Consider the following 26,454-nt stretch of genomic DNA (forward strand, 5'->3'; position numbering starts at 1 on the left):
CGATATTTTAACGCTGATAGGAAAGTATACTTTATTAGAAATCATAATAAGTGCAACTAAGGCCCTCGCCATGAAAGCTTGGCGATAAGCCAAGCTTTCTAAAGATTTCTAGTATTTAATGGAGGAATAAAAATGAACAAGTTTATTGAAAACTATTTGAAGGAAAACAAAGATTATTTTAAGCAAGTAAGTGAATTTATTTATAATCATCCGGAAACTAGATTTGAAGAATACAAGTCTTACGAGTTCCTTGCATCCGAATGTGAAAAACAGGGATTTACTGTAGATCGTAATGTTGCTAACATTAAAACCGCTTTTACAGCTACTTACGGGTCAGGTAAGCCGGTAATCGGGTTTTTAGGTGAATTTGACGCGCTATCAGGTTTGAGTCAAAAGCCAAATGAAACCAGTTATCAACCACTAGAAAAGAATGGTAATGGTCACGGGTGTGGTCATAATTTACTAGGTACTGGGGCATTTGCTGCGGCATGTGCTATTAAAAAATACCTTGAGGAAAATAATTTACCAGGTACAGTTAAATTCTTTGGATGCCCTGGCGAAGAGGGTGGATCTGGGAAGACATTCATGGTTAGGGAAGGCGTTTTTGACAATGTTGATGCCGCGTTATCATGGCATCCATCGCCAGCGAATGCCATTATGAGTTTATCTAGTCTAGCAAACTATCAAGTTTATTTTCAGTTTAAAGGAACTTCTTCACACGCAGCCAATACACCACACTTGGGACGAAGTGCATTAGATGCTATTGAGCTCATGAATGTTGGTGTTAACTACTTAAGAGAACATGTTATTGATGATGCTAGAATGCATTACGCGGTAACGAATACGGGTGGTATTTCACCGAATGTGGTTCAAGCAAATGCGGAAGTACTCTATTTACTTCGTGCTCCGAGAGTCGATCAGGTGGATGATATTTTCCAAAGAGTGAAAAAGATCGCGGAAGGCGCTGCCTTAATGACAGAAACCGAAGTAACTATTAAATTTGACAAAGCTTGCTCTAACTATATTCCGAATCGTCATTTAGAAAAAATTCTATATAAAAATTTACAAGAGGTCGGCGTAGAGCCCCCCTCAGAAAGTCAAATCAAATTTGCGAAAGAATTATGGTCAACATTTACAGAAGGAGAACAAAAAGGTTATTTAGATTCTATGAAAGGGTTTGGATACTTTGGAGATGGAAGTGAATTCCAAGGGAAATACCTGTCCGATTCCATTTCAACCTATTACGAATCACAAGAAACACTTAAAGGATCTACTGATGTTGCGGATGTAAGTTGGGTTGTACCGACCGCACAGTTAACCGCGTCAACCTCAGCACTTGGAACAGCATTGCACACATGGCAAATGACAGCACAAGGGTTAAGTAGCTATGCACATAAAGGTATGCTTCGGGCAGCAGGTAGTATGGCAAAAACAGGGTTAGATTTGTATACCTCTGAGGAGGATTTAAATAAAGTAAAGGAAGAGTTTAACAAATTTAGACAAAAAAATAACTATACTTGCCCAATTCCAAACGATGTTACCCCGTCAAAACTGAATGATTAAATCTTAAAAATTTTACGAAAGAGAGTTGATAATATGAAAAAGGAAAAAAAAGGCTTGTTTCAGCGGTTTCTTGATGTAGTAGAAAGGGTCGGAAATAAACTTCCGGATCCCTTTATCTTATTCATTGGCTTAGCGGTATTCATGATCATTGTTTCGTATATATTTAGTTTGTTTGATGCTACCGTTGTTCACCCTGGAAACGGTGAAGAACTACCAATTCAAAATTTGCTATCCGGTGAAGGATTGCAGTTCATATTAACATCGATGCTAGATAACTTTACTGGATTTGCACCATTAGGGTTAGTATTGGTCATGATGTTAGGTATTGGTTTAGCAGAAAAAGTTGGTTTATTAGACTATGCAATTAGAAAGACTATTTTAAATTCACCACCAATCCTTGTAACCTATACAGTAGTTTTCATGGGTATTCTTGGTAATTTAGCATCTGATGCGGCAGTTGTGTTAGTTCCGCCTTTAGCAGCAATGGTGTTTTATAAAATCGGACGTCATCCACTCGCCGGTTTGGCAGCTGGTTTCGCAGGGGCAGGAGCAGGTTTTACAGCAAACTTATTTATAGCTGGAACTGATGCATTGTTGTCAGGTATTTCTACAGAAGCAGCTGCCATTATCGATGACACACTCATAGTGACACCCGTCGATAACTGGTATTTTAATATTGTTTCCGTATTTGTATTAACGATTGTAGGTAGTCTTGTAACAACGAAATTTGTTGAGCCCAGGTTAGGTACCTATAAAGGTGATGCTGTAGAAGAAGAAAAAACAGAAGAACTTCCAAATGCAGGCAAAGGTTTCCTAAATGCAGTTATTGCAGGACTTTCCTATATCGCATTAATTGTAATAGTCATCTTTTTACCAAATAGTCCATTAACAAATGAAGATGGTGGAATTGTACCTTCTCCATTTCTTGAAGGTATTATCCCTATAATCCTATTCTTATTTATCATCGTAGGGGTAACTTTTGGTATTACTGTTGGAAAGATAAAATCAAGCAAAGATGTTAGTGACTATATGGCTGAATCGATTAAAGACATGGCTGGCTATATCGTTTTAGTATTTGCTATCGCTCAGTTTATTGCATACTTTACCTGGTCTAATCTTGGTACTTGGGTAGCTGTAAACGGTGCAGAGTTTCTCGAAAGCATTGAATTTACTGGTATAGGGTTAATTATAGGATATATTATTTTTACGGCATTAATGAACTTTGTAATCACTTCGGGGTCTGCGAAATGGGCAATAGAGGCACCTATTTTCATACCGATGTTTATGCAATTGGGATATCATCCGGCATTTACGCAGGTAGCGTATCGTGTCGCAGATTCATCGACAAACATAGTAACGCCTCTATTTCCATATATGGTTATCATTCTATCGTTTATTCAAAAATACGATAAGAAAGCAAGTATAGGTACGTATATTTCACTCATGTTACCATATTCGATTACATTCTTAATCACTTGGATTATATTAATTTTAATATTCTTCTTTACAGGTATTCCATATGGACCAGGCATTACTACGCATTTGTAGAATAGGGTCCCATTAAATATAGAACAAAAGCGCTAACCAGGCACTTTTGTTAAGGGAGGAAGCGCGAATGGAAAAAGAAAATCTAGCAAAACAAATAGTTGAATGGAGAAGAGGTTTTCATCAGTATCCAGAACAGGGATTCTTAGAAATGAGAACTGCCTCTATTGTAGCGTCAATTCTGGATGAGTTAGGATTTGACTTACAACTAGGAAAAGATGTTATGTCAGCAGAAGATTGTATGGGAAAACCAGACAAGCAAGTGACTGAAGAACATTATGAATGGGCCTTGCAGCACGGGGCTGAAAAGAAATATATTGACCATTTTTCAGAAGGGTATACAGGAATTGTTGCTACTCTAGATACCAATCGAAAAGGTCCTACAATCGCGTATCGATTTGATATGGATGCGCTACCTATTAATGAGTCCGATGCAGCGGATCATTTCCCAAATCAAGAAGGTTTTAAATCTAGCAACCCATATAACATGCACGCATGTGGGCATGATGCACATATGTCAATCGGTTTAGGTTTGGCTACATTAATAGCTAAGAATAAAGATAGTTTATTTGGAAAAATTAAGTTGATTTTTCAGCCAGCGGAAGAAGGAACGCGTGGCGCAAAATCGATGGTTGGAGCAGATGTTGTAAACGACGTTGATTATTTTATCGCTTCTCATATTGGTACAGGGGTTCCGCATAATCACTTCGTTGCAGCGAATAATGGATTCTTAGCAACGTCAAAGTTGGATATTTCATTCAGCGGAATTGCCTCCCATGCTGGTGGCAACCCTGAAAAAGGCCGGAATGCGTTATTGGCTGCAGCATCGGCTACGTTAAATATGCATGCAATCGCTCGTCATTCAGATGGGACTACAAGAATTAATGTCGGTGAACTGCATGCAGGTACTGGAAGAAATATTATAGCCGATCAAGCAAAATTAAAAATAGAAACTCGTGGTGAAACTTCCTCTATTAATGCATATGTGAAGGAGCAAGTCGAATCAATTGTTGAGGGTGCTGCAAAGATGTACCAAATAGATTATGATTTGGAAGTTGTTGGTGAAGGGATAAGTTGTCATTGCTCAGAGGATTTGGCTTCCGTCCTACATGAATGCGCACAGGGATCTCCAACAATTGAAAAAAGTTATCTTGAACAAAATAGTACTGCTGGTTCTGAAGATGCCACTTACTTTATGGAAGCTGTTCAAAATAGCGGTGGCCTAGCAACGTATTGTATTTTTGGAACCGATTTAGCTGCTGGACATCATAATGAGCGTTTTGATATTAATGAAGAAACGCTTTTACCAGCTGTTGAAATTTTATATCATTCTATTGTGAAGTTATGTGGAAAAAATTAAATGAATGTTAGCATATAAACTACACTTGTAGAATAGTTAAATTGTTGAGGCAGATTTGATCTGTCTCTTCTTTTTTTCAAAGAGGATGAAAACCCTGTTCTCATCGCTTCTTGTATGTATTCCGTTATTTTCTGCTCTTATAATAGTTTTCAACAAAACGTCTATATAATCGTTCCCAAATGAAAGGATTACCACTAACAAGTGCAATCAAAAAGAAGTGTTACAACCATTTAGTTGGTCAGGGGTGTGACTTTAAGAGATAAATTGCACCCTTTTTAAACGCTATTTTGCACTATAAGTAAATATAAAAAGCCCAATTTCTTAACATTAAAATGGAGAAATTAGGCTTTTTTCATTGCTTCATTAAATCAGCCTATTGCAGAAGACTACCTTAATTAAAATCAATAAAAAATAAAAATTGGTGCAACAAGTATAACATTTTTGATTCCAAAAATGATGAGTTTTCAGTTTGATTCATCCAGGAGATATGAAGTGATAATCAGTCTGTCACTCACTCATTTTACATATTTTGTCATTCAGGGGTAAGAACTATGTCATTTCATATCAAGTGGGCGGTTGGCCAACTGATTTGAAGCATTAAATCTAGTAGCGCAATTTAGTATTTCTCTAATAGCGACACAAACAATAATTGTAACTATTGTCGTCTTTCTATTAGAAAACTTGGCTAATAATTGCTAAAGTAATTCTTAGAAAGCGTATTTTGCTTTCTTAGAAGCCCTTATGCTTTGGAGTGCAAATCTTTAATAGCGATAGCCTTCGTTGCACTTATGCAGTAGGAAAAAAGCCTCCACTTTAATAACTGCGAAAAAAAGAAGTAACCGCACCAGATCAATGAGTGGCAGTTACTTCTTTGCAAAAACAACATATTGGTCAGCCGCACTTTATGCGGACTGTAGTTTGTAGTTGTAGATATCAAGTAGTTATCGCTACTTGATACCTTATTCTAATTACAAGTATAAGTATTTATATTTATACCGTCAATATATGTTGCGATGGTTTGCTACTGGAAGAATATGTTTGACCTGATGATCCTACATTGGCCTTCGAAAAGAGACGCTTAGTGAACAATCGCGCCTTTAGCTGAATTAAACTTCTGTTTTCTTTCCCCATTTAAAAAATTGGCTTATCGAAATTTGATAAACCAATTCCTTATATATTATGCTATTTTGATAATGCGATTTTTATATGTGCTAAGTGATGCTCTTCATGCCAAGCCAGTTTTGCAACTTTTGATGCAACTGTTATTTTGCCATTTATCGGATGAACAAAAGTTCGATCTAATTGCTCTTCCGTTAAACTATGACCCAAAGCTACGACACGCTCATTGATACCTTCCAGCATTTTTATAGAACATTCTACAGGAAGCTTTGTATCCGGTTGTATAGCCCACTTATCTTGATCAAAATCTAGTACTGTTGGATGCTCATCTGTTAAAGCCAGCTTCAAACGTTGATACATGTTCAACTGAGAGTCAGCAATATGATGAACAAGTTGACGAACTGTCCAGCTACCATCACGATACGTTTTGCTTAATTCCTCATCACTTAATGCGTTGACAGTTTCTCCTAATCGAATCGTGTACGTTTCGATTTGCTTTAACCATTCTTGAATACTTGCAAATGTTACCTTTTCGGGAACTTGTAATTTGCCAATTGGGAACCTTACATCCATTTTTAACCCTCTTTTCCTTATTCTTTATTTCATTATATTTCGGTATTAACGTTTAATATAACGAATCGGCTTATTTTTTATAAACCTTTAGCACTAAAAACGGCAAATGTTAAAAAGCCTATAAACATTATATAACGTCATACATTAGGAATAATCCATGTAACCCTGTTAAACGGGCCTAACCGTGATTTCATTTACATTCACATAATCCGGCTGTGTCACGGCATAAATGACTGCATTGGCAATATCAGTAGCTTCAAGTTTTTTCCGGTCACTTTCAAATGGACTCGTTGCACTTAGTGGAGTTTCCACCATACCCGGAGAAATGTTGGATACGCGTACTCCAGTTCTGGCAAGTTCTTTTTCCAATCCTGTGGAAATCGCGCGTACGGCAAATTTCGTCGCACTGTACACGGTAAGTCTCTTCGTAACTTCAAATCCTGAGTCAGAAGCGATATTAACGATATGCCCACTTGCATTCTCCAGCATCTCAGGCAAAACGGAATGAATGCCGTAAAGAACGCCTTTAATATTGATATCAATCATCTGTTCCCAGTTAGAGACATCTCCATTCGAAATGGTACTCGAACCCATTTTCCCGGCATTGTTAACATAAATATCTACACTTCCAAACGCTTTTTTCGTCCGCTCTGCCAAGGCGTCTACATCCTTTTGATTCGTTACGTCTGTCTTCACACATAGCGTTTTTTTTCTTGATTAATATCCGCTGCTATTTCTGCAAGCTTTTCCTCGTTTCTCCCAGCATGTACTACATGAGCACCAGCCTTGTTAAGTTCTTTTGCAATCGCAGCCCCGATACCACTACTCGCCCCGGTGACTATAGCTGTTTTTCCCATCAATTGTTCAGTCATTTACAGCACACCTCCTTGCTTTAGTAAAATTGTAACACTTCTTTAATAGAGACACTAACACTTTCATAACTGTAAAAAAGAAGTAACCGCCCCACACCAATGGTAAACGATTACTTCTATCAGTATAAACATCATTTGGTCAGCCGCTCTTTATGCGGACTGTAGTTGTAGGTATCAAGTAGTTATCGCTACTTGATACCTTAATATCTCTCAATATAAGTTCAATCGCTGTATAGAGTACTTTTTCATCAAATAAAGAAATAGTGTTTATATCATGGATCTGTCCATTGAGCAGTTGCATATCTTAACTACAATCTACTAGCATCAACATTATTTCGCCAAAAGTTATCAAGCAATGTACGCACTTCATCAGTTGACTTTGCGTTCATCAATTGATTTCTTAATTCACTCGCTCCTGGAAACCCACGGACATATATCTTAAAAAAACGATGAAGAGGTTTGAATGGACGGGCTTCAAATTCCTTTGAATAGTGATCATGGAGGTCAAGCTGTAACCTTAAGAGATCCAGAAATTCCTCACTACTATGCTCTTTCGAATGCTTCTCAAAGGCAAATGGATTTTTAAAAATGCCACGCCCAATCATAACCCCATCAACACCATACTTGCGAACGAGATCCAAACCTGTTTGACGATCAGGAATATCCCCGTTGATCGTCAAAAGTGTATCTGGTGCTACATCGTCACGGAGTTTTTTAATCTCCGGAATCAGTTCCCAATGAGCATCCACATTACTCATTTCCTTTTTTGTACGCAGATGAATAGATAGATTTACGATGTCTTGCTTCAATATGTGTGTAAGCCAGTCATGCCATTCTTCTACATCCGTGTAACCAAGCCTTGTCTTCACACTTACAGGCAGTCCTCCTGCTTTTGCTGCTTGTATTAAATCTGCCGCAACTTCTGGACGACGGATAAGTCCGCATCCCTTCCCATTTGATACCACATTGCGTACAGGACAACCCATATTGATATCCACACCGCGAAAACCTTCTTCTGCCATTCCAATACTCATTTGTCGAAAATATTCGGGTTTATCCCCCCATATATGAGCCACAAGTGGTTGTTCATCTTCTGTATAAGCCAAGCGCCCACGAACACTTTGGTGCCCATTTGGATGACAATAACTTTCCGTGTTTGTAAACTCTGTAAAAAACACATCAGGTCTAGCTGCCGCGCTTACTACATGACGGAAAACAACATCCGTCACATCTTCCATTGGTGCAAGTATAAAAAACGGTCGTGGTAGATCACGCCAAAAATTATCTGTCATATTAATTCAAATCCTCTCATTTTTGGAGCATCAGGACAAACCCTAATGTAACCCAAAAAGTAAAGTTATCTTTATTTCTTTTATACTTATACCATGCTTAAGCACTTTTTATCAACTATAGATTTGATCATAATACGCTTTACTATTATGTATGGCATCGGATAGTCTACTACGCTAATCACTTCATGACCAGGAATGCAGGGATGCTTTGGAGAAGCCCTTTAATTGCCATAGAGTCTCCATTACATATACCGCAGGCTTCTACATGGAGTAGTACTTGTCCTTCTCCCGGCTGAGACACTGGGGTCTCTACCAGTTTCATCTTGAATGGAATTTGATAGCTTTCATCATTTTCACCAGACAGTGCCTCCATTTTTTTATTCTCTCCAACATTTTCAAACTCCGTTAGCTTTCACATACGATACTCTTTATAGGAAGTTATCGAATTCTCATAAAGACTTGTTATTTAAATTAGTGATTTCAAAAACTGCCTGTTCAGCTGCCAGGAGTGCACCTTCAAGATGTCCACCAAATTGTGAATTAGTCTCTGTACCAGCAAAAATAATTTTCTTTTCCCATGCCCCTGATTTTGGTGGTTGACCATAGCTCGGAAAATCTCTAAGTGGATCCAAATCTTCCTCAACAGCCGTTTCAGAATCTCTGAACCACTCCTTATATAGGATAGCCCTTAGGTTTTGGGCAGAGGGGTCAAAGAGCCTAACAAATTGATCCGTGACCAGTTTTAAAACGTTATCTTCTCCTAGTTCTCTACGCGTTTTTGCTGGCATTCCGAAGAAACCAAATAATGCACCAGACCCTGATTCAGGAGAAGCATCATGGATTTCTTGTAAGGGTCCGACCCAGCTCGTTGCGAATCCAGAGAGTCCTGTTTCCCTCCAAAAGGGACGATCATAGATTGCAACTGCCTTGGCCTGTCCTGCCATCCACGTTGGTTTGCTTTCAAGGTCAGTAATTATATTTGCAGACAGAGAAGGAGAGAATTCAATATGACACGCCACAATCCGAGGCGGTAATGCTAGGATAACAGCACTTGCCGAAACTATTTTTCTCTTTCCATCAGCAAGGTCTGCTTCAACCGTGATAGCACCAGCTTCATCGAGTCGAATTGCTGTAACTCGCGTTTCTAGCTCGACGACCCTTGAGGGAATCGTATTTGCTACAGCATCAATAAGAGACTGCACACCCCCTATGAGTCGAATCGACCTTTCACCCGAATTTTCTGGTAATACATAACGCTCTGGTGGCTTGTTTTGGAATCGTTCTGAAAGCATTGCCCCTTGTGTGTACTGGACGAAAGTTCCTAAATTCAGATCTTTAACAAGATTGGTAATAGTGCTCTCATACTGCGGCCAGAACCATGTCGGCCCAAGGTCAAATTTACCCAAATCAGGTCTGTTTGGTTCCGAAGTGCTCAAGACCCTACCGCCAATTCTGTCTCTAGCCTCTAGAACCTTACATTCGATGCCCCGTGCAGAAAGTAGAGAGGCAGCCCGTAGACCACTTAAACCTGCACCAACAATGACTATATGATTACTCACATTCATTCCTCCTCTCAGGATTCTGGACTTGTATATGGTTTTAGATTTTTTATCAGATTTTGAACCATCATGTCATAATAGTTAAGATCCCCTGAAGATCTAGCTAATATATCTACTAGTAGGTAGAATGTAAAGTGATGTTTTTTAAAATCTATAAAAGGTGGATATTCTTTTGTGTAAGGATGTCCTTGTAGCCTTTTCTCTAGCCATTTATAAACATTCTTTTTATTTTAATCCTATCCTAATTATTACCGGTCCAAATAACAATTGGTATCAGTAATGAAAGCAAAGCACCAGCATTTGAAATTGCATAACTAGAATGTACTACAAAAAAAGTCTTTGCTGCGCTGTATTTAGTCTACTACATAATAAAAGAGTTGTTTCACAATCTGGCTCGTTTATGAAAGACGGAAAGAGGAAGACAGGTCTATCCCCACATCTCTTCCTCTTTCCGTCTTCTTTGCTCTTCATACATAGCTTTACGGCGCTTTTTCAATTCTTTCCCGTCCACCTCAAAGTTCTGTATCTCTTCCTGCAACTGTTCGAAGTCGATTAGATAGTTATAGATCTCAACAGAAAACACACCATCCTGACCTTCCAATCCATAAAAATCAATATACTCCCCTAACAAGTCATCAATCCGTTCGGTCAAATCTTCTTTCCGCGGTGCACCATACAACCAATACTTATAAAGATTATCTACATAGTTCTTTATCCACTGAATGTATTCGTACCTAATGGCCTCGTAATCATCAATATAAGGATGACCCATGTCATTTGGAGAATCCTCAAATTCCTCATAGCAATCGTCCGAGCAAAAAAGAATCCCCTCGTTATTAACACGTCTCCTGATCCGTGGTTTCTTCTTACAAACTTTACATCTTTTCATATAACCCCTCCTCACACCGCACTATACATACGCCTTTTTTATTTTGCTACGAGGGATTGGGGCAAGTGCCGCTGTAAATTCCTCTGGACGGTTAGCCAACTCCTTTACGAAGAAAGGTGGTTAGAATAATATCGGCATTTGTAGCATTAAGTCTAGTAGCGCAATTTAGTATTTCTCTAATAGCGATACTGACACTGATTGTAACTATTGTGTCTTTCTAGAAAAAAAGAAGTAACCGCTCCCTATCAATGAGTGGCAGTTACTTCTTTGCAAAAACAACATATTGGTCAGCCGCTCTTTATGCGGACTGTAGTTGTAGGTATCAAGTATTTACCGCTACTTGATACCTTATTCTAATTATAAGGGTAAGTATTTATATTTATACTGTCAATATATGTTGCGATGGGTTTGCTACTGAAAGTATCTCAAACTCGTTGGGACACAAATGGCAGGAATGCTATTTTTAAGTTGAAACGTATTTTTTATACTATTTCAGATTATCCATGTAACGAATGAATCTTTCTTATAATAAGAAATCCGTCCATATATTTTGCTAGAACTGCAATTGAAAAAAGTGTTTGACCTGACCTTCGTAGCCAAGCTTTTGAAATACAGTATAGGAGCTAAGATTTAAAATTGATATTTACAATCTTTTTAGTCATCTACTCTCCCACACTTATTGGTTGGCTACTTATGTAGTGGTGGTTAAACAAGAAAGTTTCACTCTGTCTCTTAGTTTTGTTTGACTTTAACCTAAAAACTAAAATACCCTATTATTAAGCTTTCCTATTTCTTCTATCTCACATTCAACAATATCTCCAGTTATAACTAATTCAGCTCCCACCGGACTACCCGTTAAGATAATATCACCCTGTTTTAATGTCATGACTTCGGATAAGTAAGAAACCATTTTATTAATTGAGAAAATCATTAAATCGGTTCCACTATTTTGCTTTTCTATGTTATTAACTCTGGCTTTAACCTTCACTTTAAAAGGATTTATATCAGTTACTACATATGGTCCTAAAGGGGTGAATGTATCAAAAGATTTCCCCACCATCCAGTGCCCATCTTCATGAAAAAACTGTGGTGCAGTAACATCATTGGACACGGTATAGCCAAAGATATAATGAAGCACCTCGTCTTCTGCAATATTTTTTGCCTCTTTCCCAATAATAACAGCTAATTCAGATTCAAACTTAACTTTATCAATAGTTTTAGGAAGAAAGATATCATCATTAGGTCCAATAATAGAAGAAGTGGGTTTCATAAAAAATACAGGTATTTCCGGTAAGACAGAAGGCTTTTCGTCTATATTAGTCACATAATTACGCCCAATACCAATAATCTGATTAGGAATTATTGGAGTTAGCAATTTTACCTGATCAACAGAATATTCCTCACTAGTATATTCCCAATCTCCATATAAATCGCCTGAAATAACTCGTATCAAATTTCTTTCAACTATACCATATTTTATCTTATCATTAATTATAAACCTAGAAAATTTCATAGTTGACCTCTTTTTCTTAAGTTATACGATTACTTTTGCAAAGCTTTCTTCAATTTTATCAACAATTGCCTTTCCTATAGATAAAGAAGCTGTAGCTGCTGGTGATGGCGCATTACAAACATGAACACTATTCTTCCCATTGATGAAGTAAAAATCATCTAGTAACCTTCCATCTTTCAGCAATGCTTGGGCCCTAACACCTGATGGTGCAGGTTCCAAATCCTCCCGTTGAATAACTGGAATCAATCTTTGTGCATCCTTTATAAAGGCTCTTTTACTGTAAGATCTATACATTTCTTTAGTTCCTTCTTTCCAATACTTACTACCTAATTTCCAAAGACCTGGATAAGAGACGGATTCAAAAAATTCCTTCCATTGAAAGGAGGTTTTATGATAACCTTCCCTTCTAAGGCTTAAAACAGCGTTAGGCCCTACTTCTACTCCACCATCAATCATTCTTGTAAAGTGAACACCCATGAATGGAAAACTAGGATTTGGAATAGGGTAAATTAAATTATTTACGATATGTTTTTTCTCATCCTTAATTTTATAATATTCTCCGCGAAATGGAATAATCTTTAATTCCTTGACTCTATCAATTACCTGGGATGCCACATGATCACTATACAGCCCAGCACAATTTATCAAAAACTTAGACTGAAATGATTCATTATTAGTTTCTATAGTAACCAAATCATCATTTTCAACTATATTAATTACTTTACTATTTAATTTCAATGTATGAGATTGTATTTCAAGTAAGGATACAATTTTTTTACATACATCTTTATAATTGACAATTCCAGCTTCTCGAACATATATTGCCTTTTCTCCATTAGCAAATGGTTCTACTTCTTTAAGTTCTTCAGCACTAAGTAAATTGATATCTAATCCATTTACCTTTCCCTGTTCATATAATTTATCTAAGTGTGGTATCTCTTCTTTTTTTGTTGCAACAATTACCTTCCCACATACTTCATGATTAACCTCGTGTTTTTCGCAGAATTCAATTAATTCTTTTTTACCTGCCTTGGTAAATTCTGCTTTGTAACTACCTGGCTTGTAATAAATACCAGAATGAATAACTCCACTATTATTCCCTGTTTGGTGTGCTGCCCAGGAACCTTCCTTTTCCAAGACCAATATCTTACTATTTGGATAGCGCTGAACAAGTGAATAAGCTGTAGATAATCCTACTATTCCTCCGCCCACAATCGTAAAATCGTACAATACTATTCCTCCTATCCTATTCACAAATAAAAATTAGTTATGGTCTTTTACTTGAAAATTATTTACAATATGATGAGCAGCTTTCCCTTTACGAACTCTTTTAATATTCTCAAAGCCCATATTAATTACTCGATTAAATGTATCGGCTGTTCCTCCACCTATATGTGGAGTAGCTACAACATTATCTAACAATAATAACTTATTATCTTTTGGTATAGGTTCGGTTTCCCAAGCATCAATAGCAGCACCACTTATTGTTTGATTGCTTAAACATTCATATAAGTCAGCTTCATTTACTATTCCGCCCCTAGCAACATTAATTAATATCGCATTTCTTTTCATTTGTTTCATTTTTTCTTTATTTATGATATTCCTAGTTTGTGGAATTAAAGGAACATGTAGACTAACAATGTCTGATGTTTGTAACACTTTATCTAGACTCATATATTCTGCATTTACTTCCCTTTCTTTTTCCTTTGATAATCTTCTAGTATCATAGTAAACAATTTTTGTACCAAACGAAGAAGACCTTTTGGCAGCTTCCAGTCCGATATTTCCCATCCCTATCAAACCGTGTATCTTTCCATTCAATTCAAAAGACGATGACCGAAATTTCCAAGAATCCCAATTCCCTGCTTTTGTACGTTGATCAATTTCCACTAACCTTCTGTACAGTGTAAGAATGAATAGTATAGTTAGCTCTGCTACACTGATGGAATTGCCACCAGGTGTATTTGAAACAGGTATAGATAGTCTTTCAGCAGTATTAAGGTCAATGTTATCAACCCCGATTCCGACTTTTTGAATAAACTTAAGACTTTTAGCTTTTCTCAGAAGTTTATCATCAACTTGAAAAGCTGTCAGTATAAAATAGTCTGTATCAATTGTTTCCTGATCCTTTTGTACATCACTCAACTCATTCCAAAATAATATCTCCAAATCTATTGGCTTATTTTTTAACACAATCTTTTTTAGTTCATTAGAAATATCATCAAAATAGATAGCCTTTTCCACGAAAATCACATTTCCCTTCCTTGACTACGTACTATAATCCTATTTAACATCAAATCCTTGTTTTCTTAAATATTCCACTAAATCTTTTCTTCTAGGCTGACTGATATAGTTGGATATTTGCTTTGTCCACCCAGTCGTTTTTACCCCTTTCGTTCTTTTTATATAATATTGCGCAGAATAGTCTTCATAAGTTACAAGACCATCTTTCAAACTATCATAATCGTATTCTTCCGAATGAATAGCCAATTGCCTAGGAAGTCTTGGTTTCTGCCAGGGGATATCATCTGGATAACCTAAACACATTCCCATAATTGGCATTGTATATGGTGGGAGATTCAACAATTGACTAACCTTATTAGGGTCATTTCTAATACCACCAATCATAACCCCACCTAATTGATGAGCACTAGCAGCAATCAATACATTTTCTGCTACTAGTGCTGTATCAACTGAACCAATAATAATATTCTCTACTTCATCAACTTCTAACTTTTCCCCATACATTTCACATGCTAAATGTATCCTGTAGAAATCCATACAAAATACAAGGAAAACAGGGCAATCTCTAACATACTTTTGCCCTGCACAAATCGATGATAATTCTTCCTTTTTTTGTTTGTCTTTTATTACAATAATGCTATAAGCCTGAACATTGTGATGGGATGGTGCCCATTGCGCAGTATCCAGGATATCTTTTAAAATATCATCTGGGATTCCTATATTTTTGTATTTTCTTATGGAACGATGACTTTTTAACAAATCCGTAACATGTTTATTTATTTCCATTATCAATCATCCTTTGATTAAGCTTGCATACTGTTTGGACAATTCTAGGATAGAATTTAACATGGTATTTGCTCCAAATTCTATATCCTCCCATGAAGTATACTCATCGGGATGATGACTAAGTCCATCCTTACACGGAACAAAAATCATTCCAACATTAGTTAGCGATGTTAATGAATTGGCATCGTGGTTAGCACCACTAACCATATATTTATAATTGGTTTCCGTATTTTTACTTGCCTTTTCAATAGACTTTTGAACTTCTTCTGATAATTTATTCGGCTGTTTTTGCACTCCTTGCTTCATCTCAACATTAAAATTACTATTCATCCAGCTTTTTAAGTGATTTTCAAATTCTTTTACTTCATTCCAATTGCTACTTCTAATTTCAATCGTTAAATGAACATCCCCTGGTACAACATTTTCCGAGTTTGGAGATACTTCTAGTTTCCCAACAGTTGCAACAAGGTCACTATTTCTATTTATCGCTTCTTCAGATACCTTTTTAACAATGGAGGAAGCAGAAACTAAGGCATCCATTCTATGTTGCATAGGTGTAGTACCAGAGTGGCTAGCTTTTCCAATCACATGAACATGCATCCTGGAAATTCCTGCGATAGAAGTCACAATCCCAACATGTTTTTTCTCTGTTTCTAGTACACTTCCCTGTTCAATGTGCAATTCTAAGAATGATAGATATTTATCCCTATCTATACATGCATCCTTAATATCATTAAATGTATAACCAAACTCTTGTAAAGTAATTTCACTTAGATCACTTTCCTTGATAAGACCCGCCATTACTCTACTGCCAAATGTTCCACCAAGTGGGTTTGCCTCTTCACCAATAAAAGAAATAAGTTCTAACGGTACATCGGTTTCATAGCCATTCTCTTTTATGGTTCTCAAGACCTCTAACCCTACAATCACCCCAAGGGCCCCGTCATACAATCCACCATTTTGAACCGTATCCAAATGTGACCCAAAAGCAATAGCTGGACTATCAAGCTCACCTTCTCTACCAAAAACATTACCAACTGAATCTTCGTATGTTTGGATTCCATTAGCTTTTAGTTTACCTTTTAACCAATTCATTGCCATTTTTTCTTCCTTAGAAAAGGCTAAGCGGGTATACCCAATTTCACCAGAATTTGCTATAGATCCCACCTCTAACAAATCCTCTTTAATTCTTTCTAAATTAATTTTCAATCATTTTCACACTCCTACTTTTTATTACCTATTACTGTTAAAAAATTCATTCATATCTTCACAGATTTCTATATGGAAGACATTATCTTTTAAGGTTTTAAGCAACGATTTAGAATAGTATTTCCCTAGCATAGCATTATACTTTTCTATCAATTGATCTTCCTCTAATGGTTGGTCATATTCACCTTTTGCAGTATAAACTATATTTTTTATGGTATGATTATTCTTAAAGATAACTGCAACTTGAGCCGCCCTTTTCTTTGGCAACAATTTATTTAGTTCTTCATCTTCGTTCACGATTATTTTGCTAGACAACTCTTGAATAGCTGGGTCAAATAACACACTTTCTTCATTTGTTGTATATAAATTTTTTTCATGTAATATAGCAGACAACATAAATGGAATAGAAAACTTTGCTTCTAGTGGTGTTTTAGGCTTAGAACTTCTACACCTTGCAGCTAATCCGTATGTTTTAACCTCAACTCTATCGATATCTTCCAATGAGAAGTCATATTCACTTATCAAGTTTTTCATTGCATCAATAGAAGCATGTGTAAAACGACATGAAGGATAAAACTTAAAGTAATTCTTTTCAATTAAAGGAGGCGAAAAAAGGTCTTCAAAAAGTTTAGAACCATCAAATCCTTCCGCCATTATATTTTTCCATACATCCTCTACAACATGAGACGAGCTTCTAAATCCATAGCTTTGCAGTTTTAGAGTTTCGTATGCAATAAAGGAACCAAGCCCCGTATACAAATTTCTTGCTGTTATCCCCTTTTCAGCTGCTTCCCATGTTGTTGCCAGTGGAAAGGTAGCCGATAACATAGATGCATTAATAATATCATCAACCTTCATTCTTTGTAATAACCCTGCAGCGATAGTTGCACCTACATTCCCCCAGGTACCATGTGGGTGCATGTAATCCTTCATGTTACTAGCCATAGCCAACCTTGAACTAGCTTCATACGCAAGAATAAACGCCTTAATAAATTCCTTACCTGAAGATTTATTTTCAATTGCGCTTATCATTATCGTTGGTAAGATATGTGCTGCTGGATGCCCTTTAGCAAATTGGTTCCCTTCATCCAGTTCATTTGATACAATTGCAGTTCCGTGGATAACAAGGCTATCTTTGGCTGTTACAAATTTATCTGATCCCAGAATAGGAAATCTTACATTCGACTCAATATCTTGTTCTACTGAAACACTATCAATATAGTTTTGTAGTGGCTTTTCTGTTTTTATGCCATAAAGTGCAGCTACAATGGTATCCATAATCACCCATTTCGCCCTTTTGATAGTATCCTCTGAAAAATCATCTTTTACTAGAATTTCCTGAAGTAACTCCCTATATTGACTAGACAATTCACCATTCCTCCTCTTCTACTCTGCAGCAGCACCTTTAACAAACTTTCCGTAGCCAGGCTGCACCTGTATTTCCTTACCATCAAATACTGTATTTCCACGAACAATGGTTTGAACAATCTTTCCGTTTAATTCCTGCCCATCAAATGGTGTCATTTTAGAGTTTGAGAACATCTTTTCCTCATCTATTTGCCATTTCTCATTTGGGTTAATAACAACAAAATCGGCATCATATCCAACTTTAATTTGCCCTTTATTCTTTATTCCAAAAACCTCAGCCGGATGCTGTGACATTAATTTTGCAAACTGTACAGGACTTAATCCCTTTTCTACCACAATACTGTTGAACATTAGGGGAACAATAATTTCTAATCCTGCAAGCCCGGAAGATGCCTTGAAAATATTTTCATTCCCGCTAACTTTATTTTCCTTTTTCCAAGCAACATGGTCAGAAGAAATTAAATCGATATTTCCGTCAACTAAATGGTCCCACATCCCAGATACATCTTTTGGATAGCGCAGTGGAGGGTTCATTTTTGCTTTAGGTCCTATCTTATCTAAGTCATTTATATCCATCAATAAATATGGATAACATGTTTCTGCAGTTACATTAACCCCTTCTGCTCTAAACCTTTTAATTAAATCGAACGTTCTTGGATGACTAACATGTGCAATATGGAGCTTTGCATTCGTCCAATAAGCAAACTCCATCAATTGAAGAACACTGCTAGTTTCAGATACTGGCGGCCTTGTTTCCATATGGGCTCTTGGATAAACTTTATTTTCTTCGGTATATTCATTAATCAGTGCTTTAATTATTTCATCGTTTTCCGAATGAAAAGCCACTAGTAGGTCTAATTCATTTAATATTGACATCGCTTTCATAATTTCGGACTCTGGAATTTTTGGAAACCTATACTTATCGGTTTCAAAGGTAGACATTTTGAATGACATTGCCCCCGCCTTTGCTAAGGGAATAATCTGGTCAGTCCCATTCCTTTTTGAGATGGTTCCCCAAAGGCCTATATCCACAACAGCTTCTTTTTGAAGTAGATCAACTTTTTGCTTAAAATTAGTAACATTATTTACAGGATTAGGTAAATCATAAGGCATATCTAGAAAGGTTGTTACACCCCCAGCAGCAGCGGAAATACTAGTATCTAGAAATCCTTCATCTGGGTTACTAAAACAATGAACATGCACATCAATCGCGCCTGGACATATAAGGGAATCTCCAAAATCAACCTCTTTTGAACCATTGAGGTTTCTATTATTCTCAGATTCTACAATTTCCTCTATCTTTCCATTTGTAATACCCACCTGTCCCTTGATTACTTTTTCATCTAAAACTACATTTCCTTTAATTACCAGGTCAAACTTATTCAAGTATGATCTCCCCTCTCTTATTTTATCAAATAATAATAATTGATTATCATTAACTTTAATTATATTTTACACCATATATTTATAAATTCAACTATATTTCCAACAATAAAAATAATTCTGCTAATTTAAACGACCACCTGCTAAAGCAGGTGGATTTGGACATAAATGTCGACGACTAAAGTCGTTCTTCAGGCTGAAGTCCTGCTCAAAGCCCTTAAGCTGAAGCAAACTCGAAATGTGACTAAACTCATTCTTCAATCCTGAAAATATCGTCCTTGCCTTCATTGAATTGATTGGCTATATAATTTCTTATTATTTCGTCTGTTACGTTACCAACCGTGGCACAAAAGTATCCTCTTGCCCACAAATGCTGCCCCCAATACCGCTTCTTTAACTCTGGAAATTCATCCTGTAATAATCTTGATGATCTCCCTTTTAGATACTGCAAAACCTTACTTGGAGCAATACTTGGTGGACAGGATAACAACAAATGAATATGGTCTTTCCCAACACTTCCTTGCAAAATAGTAATACCTCTTGCTTCACATCCTTGCCTAATCAATTCTCTTGTTCTTGTTGCTATATGACCCCGCAACACCTTATATCTATACTTTGTCACCCATATGACATGATACTTGATATCATACACCGCATGGCTATTTTTTCGATAACCGTCCATACTTTTCACCTCACACTTTAAGTATGAACATTTAAGGGCAAGGCTAAAAGCTGATACCGTCTAAAGACGGTGGAGTTAGACCACGCATTTGTAAGTTAAAATAAAAAAGGTGAGATGGGTCTTAAAAGAACCAAATCACCTTTTTTAACGTTATATTGCCTTAATTAGCCCGCCATCAATAATTACTGATGATCCTGTGACATAAGAGCACACATCGGAGGCTATGAATGCAACAACGGACCCAAATTCCTCTGGTTGGCCATAACGTCTAAGTGGAATATTACCTTTCGATTGTTTCTGTACTTCATCAATAGAAATACCCAACTTGTCAGCCTTTATTTGGTCTAAACTTCTAACCCGATCGGTTGCTACCCTGCCGGGTGCAACTGTATTAACTAATATATTATGTTCTGCAAATTCATTAGCTAATGTTTTGGACAAACCTACAATTCCTGTTCTAAATGTATTCGATAAAAGTAGACCAGGTATAGGCTGTTTTATCGAGCTAGAAGCAAGGTTAATAATTTTACCAGAATTTTGTTCTTTCATGAAAGGTAATACTTCACGAATTGTTCGAACATAACTTAATAGATTTAATTCAAATGATTTATACCAATTCTCATCATCCATCTGCTCAAAACTTCCACTAGGCGGTCCACCAGCATTATTAATTAGGATATCAATTTTTTGATATTTATCAACAGTATATTTAATAGCATTTTCAATATCTTCTTTTTTGGTAAGGTCACATACAACATAACCAACCTCATTTTTTGAAATGGATTGAATTTCTTCTGACGCTTCCTTTAATTCCTTTTCCTTTCGTCCTGATATAACTACTATGGCTCCTTCTTTTGATAGTTCTAGAGCACATGCTTTTCCTAGACCTTTACTCGATGCACAGATAAAGGCAACTTTACCATGTAATCCTAAATCCATTTTTTCACTCTCCTATTAATTTCTATTTTAAACCAACAAATTCTATAATTTCTTGTAATTCATCCATGGTTTGACTATCAACAGCTGCTCCTGGGTGTCTTACGTGACTTGAGTCGATAACATTTCTAAGTTTAAACGTTTCCTTTCTAATAGTTACCCCACCGATACCAAGCTGGGCTTCAAACCTAATTAAGGGTAATTTCTCATAGAAATATTTTCTTGCTTCATTCTTATTACCGCTTGTGTACAATTCAAAGGTTTTAACTAATACTTCGGGATAAGCAAAACCAGTCATAATTCCTTTTGCTCCCCTAACTAACTCTTCGTAAAAATACATACCGCCTAGTCCGCCAAAGATTTGCAGATTACTAGTTTCCTCTAAGATTTTAGTTGTTTTTACTGTTGTTGGTGCTTCTTCTAATTTTACATATTGGACATTTTCTATTTCATCTGCTAATGTAGCTAAGAATTTTGGAGACATTTTTACCCCTGTCGTCACTGGTTCATCCTGAACAACAATAGGTATGGAGATAGCCTCTGCAATTTCTGCATAATGCTTAAATAACATTTCTTCATTATTTAAATTTCTTGGAGCTGCAATCATAACAGAATGTGCACCAGATTTTTCTGCTTGTATAGACAATTCTTTTGCAACTTCTGTACCTTGGGCTGTACATCCCACAACTACAGGGACTCTTCCTTTCGTTTCTTCTAGAGTAACCTCCAAAACTTTGGAACGTTCGCTATCAGTCATTTTATGGGATTCCCCCATGATACCTAAGATAACCATTCCATGAACACCAGAGTCAATGTAGAAGTTTGTTAGTCTACGGAGACTCCCTTCATCAATATTTCCTTTATCGTTAAAAGGTGTAAGTGTAATAACGCAAATTCCGTTTAGTTCCATTTCTATAACCCTCCAAAATATCTTTATATTTTATAGTATTAAAACCACTTGCCTTATTTACTAGTCAAATAGTAAATTTGGTACCCACAATGTTATTTGCGGGAATGCGATTAAGAAAGATAGGATTATCACATCTAGGATGACAAATGGCCATATACCCTTAAAAATATCAACTACACTAATATCTTTTGTCACTACTCCTTTTAATGCATAAACATTTAATCCTACTGGTGGAGTAACTGCACCAATTTCTGTTAATTTCAATGCGATAACCCCAAACCATATGGGATCGTAACCTAACGAGGTTATTATAGGGATAACAATTGGTAAAATCATGGCATAAATACCTATAGGAACCATAATCATTCCTAAAAGGAAGAAAACTAAACAAATGATTAATACAATAACAAAAGGTGGTACATCTAAATTTGTTAGATAAACCGTAAAATCTTGCGGCAATCTGCTTAGCACTAAAACTTTTGCATAAAACAAAGCACCAATGTTGATTAAAAATACCATTGAAGTGGTATTTGCTGACTCTCTTAACGCACCATTTACATCGCTTAGTTTTCTGAATCTGCCTTCAAAAATTCCAACTGCCAATATCAATACACAACCTGCTGCCGCGGCTTCAGTTGGTGTAAACAAGCCAGTATAAATTCCACCTAAAATAACTATGGCAACTAGTACTATTGGCCAAGCAGAAAATAATGCTGATAATCTTTCTTTCCCATTTAATTTCGGTTCTGCCTTTTGTCTTTCTACTAGCACTTTGTCCCGTTTTGATTTTACATAGATAAATATTGCATAGACCACTGCAGTTAATATTCCTGGGATTATACCAGCAAAGAATAACTCTGCAATTGAAGTATTTGTAAACAGTGCATAGATAATAAACATCATACTTGGGGGAATCATCGAAGCGAATGTACCAGCTGAAGCGATAAGTCCCGATGCAAATTCCTTACCATATCCTAAACGTCTCATCTCTGGCAAAGCCATCTTACCGAAAATAGATGTCGCAGCTATAGATGCCCCGGATATTGCACCAAACCCTGCACATGCAAAACATGTTGTAATACCTACAGATCCTGGCATTCCAGACGTTATAGCATCTGCACTCTTAAATGCTCTTCGTGCTAAATCCGCTTGAACAGCTAGCGCTCCCAATAATATAAATAATGGAATAGCTGTCCAGCTCGGTGCAGCAATCGAGGAAAACGCTGCTCCCATAAGTAGAGATATTGCTCTCTCTATATCAAAAATAAGAATTGTACTAATTACACCACTTATAATAAAAGCTATTCCAACTGGAACACTTAAGAAGATTAATAGTAATAGTAAAGCGATACATATAATACCAATCATTGTTAGATCCATAATAAATTAAACCCCATCCCTTTTTTCGAGTTGAACAAAAAAGTAAAAAACTGATTATATACTAAAAATACGGAGCAAGGGATTGTCCCTGGATTCATTTATTTGTTTTCCAGGACTTTTTTGATAGAATTCTAATATCTTCAATTAATTTTAATAAAATCTGAATTGCAAAAAAGAATAATCCAATTACAATTGCTAACTTAGCGGGCCACATAGGAATTTTTACAACATCAGCAAATATTTCATTTGCTTGATAAGAACTAATAAAACTCCCAATGGATCCATAGAAAAAAAAGCTTATAGTAAATAATTTTAATATGTTTATAAACAAACTGTTTAATGTTTTCCATTTTGATGGCAGCATATTAGTTACCATATCAACGTTAGCATGTTCATCATGTTCCTCAGTACGGGATTGGCCCAAATATACAACAGCTATCAGAATTAAAACAGCAGTTGTTGTTAGTCCTGGAATTGCAATTCCAAATTCACGGCTTGCGACATTGACCGTTAGTAAAATCATAATCGCAAATAATAGAAATCCACATATTTCAGCTAGCTTATCATTAATAAAGCTCATTATACTTTTAGAAAAACGATAGATTTCTCCCATTTTCAAAACACCTTTATAAGTTTTTTAAATACTTTCCTCTTTCCTTCCTTAAGAAAGAAAGAGGAGATGTCATTATTCTTTATCCAAACCTCTTTGCATGATTTCAAGCATACTATTAATGTACTCTTCTGCATCTTCTATTCCGTGATTAGCCTTCGCTTCTTCTATCCATGTATTTCTTAGATTGTTCAATAGCTCTTCATCCGTGAAGTAGGCTACATCCTCTTCGTCGGCCATTTTTACATTTACTCCTGCTTCTTCATGCGCTTCAATTGTATTTTCTAATGCAGATGCATATACCTCCCCAAATTTTTCCTGAGCAATTTCTGTTGCCTTTAATATTCCTTCCTGTACATCTTCTGGCAAGTCATTCCATACATCTAAATTAATTGTATGCGTGAATGGTGATGCCCACCATAGTTGTGGTCCTACAATAATGTCTTGTGCACCTTCATAGAATTTCATTGCATGAAATCCATCGTAATTTGTCATTACTCCGTCAATTACACCAGTTTCTAAGGACATATATACATCTTCCCATGGTACACTTACTGGGTTTGCACCTATATGTTTCATAGATTCTAAATGCCAGCGACTAGATGCGCGCCAATCTTTACCTATAATGTCTTCAATACCATCTATCTCGTAAGAAGCTCCAAACACTGTAGGAAGTCCGACTGTTACTAATAATGGCTTTTGATTCAAAGCCTCTAACTCTTCATTTAATTTTGGAAGCTCTTCAACAGATTCCTCGAAAATGGTTGAAATATTCTCCCACTTTTCAGGAGCTTCTGGGAATAGTTTATAAATCTGATAAGTAAATAGTCTTTCAGGATAAAAATCTGGGAAAATCATCGCCATATCTGTTACACCATCCGCAGCCCCTTCAAGAACCTCTTGTGAACTTAATAGTGATCCCCCAAAGTTTGCGTTAACTTTCACTTGACCATTTGTTTGCTTTTCTATCTCAGGAATCCATACATTTTCAACAAAGTCCGTCCTCATAGCTCCTGGTGGATCATGGTCAGAATAAGTTAAAGTTATTTCGAAATCCTCTCCTCCTTCTTCATTAGTGGTAGAGGCCTCATCTCCACAAGCTGAAAGAATAACAAGAAAAGTGACAATCAATATCAGCATCATATACCTTTTTAAACTTTTCACAATAATTTCCCCTTTCATTTTTTATTTAATAACTGTCAAGCACAAATTGATGTACCAACCATTTTAATAAAATTCGAAAACTTAATAGTTAATCCATTTCAAAAATTCAGTTTTTTTATTTTGAAATAGACTCTTTATTTGCCGAACCCTTTACTATTTTTCCTAATCCGGGCTCTGCTAGTATTTCTTCACCATTGTATGCCACGTTTCCTCTTACAATAGTTCCTATTACTTTTCCTTTTACTTCTGTTCCATGGAACGGGGTTAGTTTCGCATTTGTGTGTAGTTTTTCTTCTTCAATTGTCCAAGTTTTATTTGGATCTATAACTGTAAAATCTGCATCATATCCTTCTGCAATCTTACCTTTACCATGTATACTGAAAACTTCAGCAGGATTCTGGGACATTAACTTCGCAAATCTTATTGGTGATACATTTCCTTTCAATACCAGGTGTTCAAATAGCAAAGGTACCATTATTTCCAAACCAGAAAGCCCAGGTGCTGATCTGAAAATATTATTTTCTTCTAACTTTTTATGTTTGCGCCCCCAAGCAACATGATCAGAAGTAATAAGATCGATTTTATGGTTAAGTAGTTGATTCCATAATCCATGAACGGCATTAGGTTCCCGTAATGGCGGATTATTTTTAGCCTTTGAACCATATTCTTCTAAAGCGCTTACATTAAGAAGCAAGTATGGATAACATGTTTCAGCAGTTACGTTAACACCGTCATTTTTAAAGGAATTAATTAAATCAAGTGTTCTAGGGTGACTAACATGTACAATATGAAGCTTCACATTTGTCCAATATGCAAATTCTAGTAATTTAATAACAGCACTGGATTCAGAAACTGGCGGTCGTGATTCCATATGAGCTCTTGGACTAACTTTATTGCTACTTTCAAAATTTGTTATTAATCCCTTGATGATTTCATCATTTTCAGCATGAAAAGCCAATCGTAGACCAGTCTCACGAATTAATTCCATTGCTTTTAAAATTTCATCATCTGGTATTCTAGGAAAACGATAAGGATCAGATTCAAGCGTAGAAAATTTAAATGCAATCGCTCCACTTTCAGCTAACGGCTTAATTTGATCAGTTCCTCCAGTTTTGGTAATCGTCGCCCATAACCCGACATCTACTAAACTTTCATTTTCTGCTTTTTCGACTTTTTGCTGAAACCTCTCTACATTTGTTATTGGATCAGGGAAATCATAAGGCATATCAACATATGTTGTAACTCCCCCAACCGCTGCTGCACTACTAGTGGAGACAAAGCCTTCCTCTGGGTTACTATTAACGTGAACGTGTGCATCAATTAATCCTGGGAATACATAACTTTCATCATAATCTTGGAGTAGATCATATTCTAATACATTCTGAGTTTTGCAAACCCTTACAATTATCCCTTTATTTATTCCTACCTCACCTATTACCTCCTCATCTTCTAAAATCAATTTTCCTCTAACAACTAATTCATACTTCATTTTTCTCT

21 protein-coding genes and 1 pseudogene are annotated in these 26,454 nt (G+C 36.4%); 3 read left to right on the plus strand and 19 right to left on the minus strand.

All coding sequences use genetic code 11. From position 1 onward, the window contains the following. Nucleotides 1–132: 132 nt before the first annotated feature. The 3 genes from ACFQ3N_RS13145 (at nt 133) to ACFQ3N_RS13155 (ending at nt 4,468) form a co-directional block, all read left to right on the plus strand. Entirely contained in the window at nt 133–1,563 is a 1,431-nt protein-coding gene (locus ACFQ3N_RS13145; protein ID WP_390362992.1) for a M20 family metallopeptidase, read from the plus strand. Nucleotides 1,564–1,596: 33 nt separating this feature from the next. Beyond that, the gene (locus tag ACFQ3N_RS13150) at nt 1,597–3,111 is read left to right on the plus strand and encodes an AbgT family transporter (protein ID WP_390362993.1); all 1,515 of its coding nucleotides are present in this window, start codon (nt 1,597–1,599) and stop codon (nt 3,109–3,111) included. A 67-nt stretch (nt 3,112–3,178) separates the two neighbouring features. Further along, complete coding sequence (locus ACFQ3N_RS13155) at nt 3,179–4,468, plus strand: amidohydrolase (protein ID WP_390362994.1); 1,290 nt, start codon at nt 3,179–3,181, stop codon at nt 4,466–4,468. A gap of 1,182 nt (nt 4,469–5,650) precedes the next feature. Here ACFQ3N_RS13155 and ACFQ3N_RS13160 read toward each other — a convergent pair. The 19 genes and pseudogenes from ACFQ3N_RS13160 to ACFQ3N_RS13250 form a co-directional block, all read right to left on the minus strand. Then, complete coding sequence (locus ACFQ3N_RS13160) at nt 5,651–6,160, minus strand: YfiT family bacillithiol transferase (protein WP_390362995.1); 510 nt, start codon at nt 6,158–6,160, stop codon at nt 5,651–5,653. 168 nt (nt 6,161–6,328) lie between these two features. Next, a pseudogene (locus ACFQ3N_RS13165) lies at nt 6,329–7,032 on the minus strand (SDR family oxidoreductase). 308 nt (nt 7,033–7,340) lie between these two features. Beyond that, nucleotides 7,341–8,324 (minus strand): tRNA dihydrouridine synthase, encoded by a 984-nt coding sequence (locus ACFQ3N_RS13170; protein WP_390362996.1) that lies wholly within the window; start codon nt 8,322–8,324, stop codon nt 7,341–7,343. Between the two features lie 449 nt (nt 8,325–8,773). Continuing rightward, the gene (locus ACFQ3N_RS13175; protein ID WP_390362997.1) at nt 8,774–9,883 is read right to left on the minus strand and encodes a flavin monoamine oxidase family protein; all 1,110 of its coding nucleotides are present in this window, start codon (nt 9,881–9,883) and stop codon (nt 8,774–8,776) included. A 427-nt stretch (nt 9,884–10,310) separates the two neighbouring features. Next, nucleotides 10,311–10,772 (minus strand): hypothetical protein, encoded by a 462-nt coding sequence (locus ACFQ3N_RS13180; protein WP_390362998.1) that lies wholly within the window; start codon nt 10,770–10,772, stop codon nt 10,311–10,313. A gap of 760 nt (nt 10,773–11,532) precedes the next feature. After that, complete coding sequence (locus ACFQ3N_RS13185) at nt 11,533–12,285, minus strand: fumarylacetoacetate hydrolase family protein (protein ID WP_390362999.1); 753 nt, start codon at nt 12,283–12,285, stop codon at nt 11,533–11,535. Nucleotides 12,286–12,306: 21 nt separating this feature from the next. After that, nucleotides 12,307–13,515: an L-2-hydroxyglutarate oxidase gene (gene lhgO, locus ACFQ3N_RS13190; protein ID WP_390363000.1), complete on the minus strand. Its 1,209-nt coding sequence runs from the start codon at nt 13,513–13,515 to the stop codon at nt 12,307–12,309. Nucleotides 13,516–13,548: 33 nt separating this feature from the next. Then, entirely contained in the window at nt 13,549–14,538 is a 990-nt protein-coding gene (locus tag ACFQ3N_RS13195) for a 2-hydroxyacid dehydrogenase (protein WP_390363001.1), read from the minus strand. 30 nt (nt 14,539–14,568) lie between these two features. Further along, nucleotides 14,569–15,315 (minus strand): oxygen-insensitive NADPH nitroreductase, encoded by a 747-nt coding sequence (nfsA, locus tag ACFQ3N_RS13200; protein WP_390363002.1) that lies wholly within the window; start codon nt 15,313–15,315, stop codon nt 14,569–14,571. Nucleotides 15,316–15,321: 6 nt separating this feature from the next. Further along, on the minus strand, nt 15,322–16,524 hold the full coding sequence (locus tag ACFQ3N_RS13205) for a M20 family metallo-hydrolase (protein WP_390363003.1): 1,203 nt from the start codon (nt 16,522–16,524) through the stop codon (nt 15,322–15,324). Nucleotides 16,525–16,548: 24 nt separating this feature from the next. Beyond that, nucleotides 16,549–17,892 carry an MmgE/PrpD family protein gene (locus ACFQ3N_RS13210; RefSeq protein ID WP_390363004.1) on the minus strand — a complete coding sequence of 448 codons (1,344 nt, stop codon included), beginning with the start codon at nt 17,890–17,892 and terminating at the stop codon, nt 16,549–16,551. Between the two features lie 18 nt (nt 17,893–17,910). Continuing rightward, entirely contained in the window at nt 17,911–19,278 is a 1,368-nt protein-coding gene (locus tag ACFQ3N_RS13215; protein ID WP_390363005.1) for a dihydroorotase, read from the minus strand. Nucleotides 19,279–19,525: 247 nt separating this feature from the next. Further along, a complete protein-coding gene (gene tnpA, locus ACFQ3N_RS13220) occupies nt 19,526–19,957 on the minus strand; it encodes an IS200/IS605 family transposase (RefSeq protein ID WP_390363006.1) in 432 nt (143 codons plus the stop codon). A gap of 150 nt (nt 19,958–20,107) precedes the next feature. After that, on the minus strand, nt 20,108–20,896 hold the full coding sequence (locus tag ACFQ3N_RS13225; RefSeq protein ID WP_390363007.1) for an SDR family oxidoreductase: 789 nt from the start codon (nt 20,894–20,896) through the stop codon (nt 20,108–20,110). Nucleotides 20,897–20,918: 22 nt separating this feature from the next. Beyond that, nucleotides 20,919–21,803: a dihydrodipicolinate synthase family protein gene (locus ACFQ3N_RS13230; RefSeq protein ID WP_390363008.1), complete on the minus strand. Its 885-nt coding sequence runs from the start codon at nt 21,801–21,803 to the stop codon at nt 20,919–20,921. Nucleotides 21,804–21,863: 60 nt separating this feature from the next. Beyond that, nucleotides 21,864–23,183 (minus strand): TRAP transporter large permease, encoded by a 1,320-nt coding sequence (locus ACFQ3N_RS13235; protein WP_390363009.1) that lies wholly within the window; start codon nt 23,181–23,183, stop codon nt 21,864–21,866. A gap of 94 nt (nt 23,184–23,277) precedes the next feature. Continuing rightward, a complete protein-coding gene (locus ACFQ3N_RS13240; RefSeq protein ID WP_390363010.1) occupies nt 23,278–23,796 on the minus strand; it encodes a TRAP transporter small permease in 519 nt (172 codons plus the stop codon). Nucleotides 23,797–23,868: 72 nt separating this feature from the next. Further along, nucleotides 23,869–24,957: a TRAP transporter substrate-binding protein DctP gene (gene dctP, locus ACFQ3N_RS13245; RefSeq protein ID WP_390363011.1), complete on the minus strand. Its 1,089-nt coding sequence runs from the start codon at nt 24,955–24,957 to the stop codon at nt 23,869–23,871. A gap of 115 nt (nt 24,958–25,072) precedes the next feature. Continuing rightward, nucleotides 25,073–26,446 (minus strand): dihydroorotase, encoded by a 1,374-nt coding sequence (locus tag ACFQ3N_RS13250; RefSeq protein WP_390363012.1) that lies wholly within the window; start codon nt 26,444–26,446, stop codon nt 25,073–25,075. Nucleotides 26,447–26,454: the final 8 nt, after the last annotated feature.

Origin of the sequence: Virgibacillus byunsanensis, assembly GCF_042675965.1 — a bacterium.
GTDB classification, from domain to species: Bacteria; Bacillota; Bacilli; order Bacillales; family Amphibacillaceae; genus Virgibacillus_R; species Virgibacillus_R byunsanensis.

Bases quoted from the DNA above. Each gene is read 5' to 3' on its own strand.
- ACFQ3N_RS13145 (WP_390362992.1), top strand. From the start codon at position 133: ATGAACAAGTTTATTGAAAACTATTTGAAGGAAAACAAAGATTATTTT.
- ACFQ3N_RS13150 (WP_390362993.1), top strand. From the start codon at position 1,597: ATGAAAAAGGAAAAAAAAGGCTTGTTTCAGCGGTTTCTTGATGTAGTA.
- ACFQ3N_RS13155 (WP_390362994.1), top strand. From the start codon at position 3,179: ATGGAAAAAGAAAATCTAGCAAAACAAATAGTTGAATGGAGAAGAGGT.
- ACFQ3N_RS13160 (WP_390362995.1), bottom strand. From the start codon at position 6,160: ATGGATGTAAGGTTCCCAATTGGCAAATTACAAGTTCCCGAAAAGGTA.
- ACFQ3N_RS13170 (WP_390362996.1), bottom strand. From the start codon at position 8,324: ATGACAGATAATTTTTGGCGTGATCTACCACGACCGTTTTTTATACTT.
- ACFQ3N_RS13180 (WP_390362998.1), bottom strand. From the start codon at position 10,772: ATGAAAAGATGTAAAGTTTGTAAGAAGAAACCACGGATCAGGAGACGT.
- ACFQ3N_RS13185 (WP_390362999.1), bottom strand. From the start codon at position 12,285: ATGAAATTTTCTAGGTTTATAATTAATGATAAGATAAAATATGGTATA.
- nfsA (WP_390363002.1), bottom strand. From the start codon at position 15,315: ATGGAAATAAATAAACATGTTACGGATTTGTTAAAAAGTCATCGTTCC.
- tnpA (WP_390363006.1), bottom strand. From the start codon at position 19,957: ATGGACGGTTATCGAAAAAATAGCCATGCGGTGTATGATATCAAGTAT.
- ACFQ3N_RS13225 (WP_390363007.1), bottom strand. From the start codon at position 20,896: ATGGATTTAGGATTACATGGTAAAGTTGCCTTTATCTGTGCATCGAGT.
- ACFQ3N_RS13230 (WP_390363008.1), bottom strand. From the start codon at position 21,803: ATGGAACTAAACGGAATTTGCGTTATTACACTTACACCTTTTAACGAT.
- ACFQ3N_RS13235 (WP_390363009.1), bottom strand. From the start codon at position 23,183: ATGGATCTAACAATGATTGGTATTATATGTATCGCTTTACTATTACTA.
- ACFQ3N_RS13240 (WP_390363010.1), bottom strand. From the start codon at position 23,796: ATGGGAGAAATCTATCGTTTTTCTAAAAGTATAATGAGCTTTATTAAT.
- ACFQ3N_RS13250 (WP_390363012.1), bottom strand. From the start codon at position 26,446: ATGAAGTATGAATTAGTTGTTAGAGGAAAATTGATTTTAGAAGATGAG.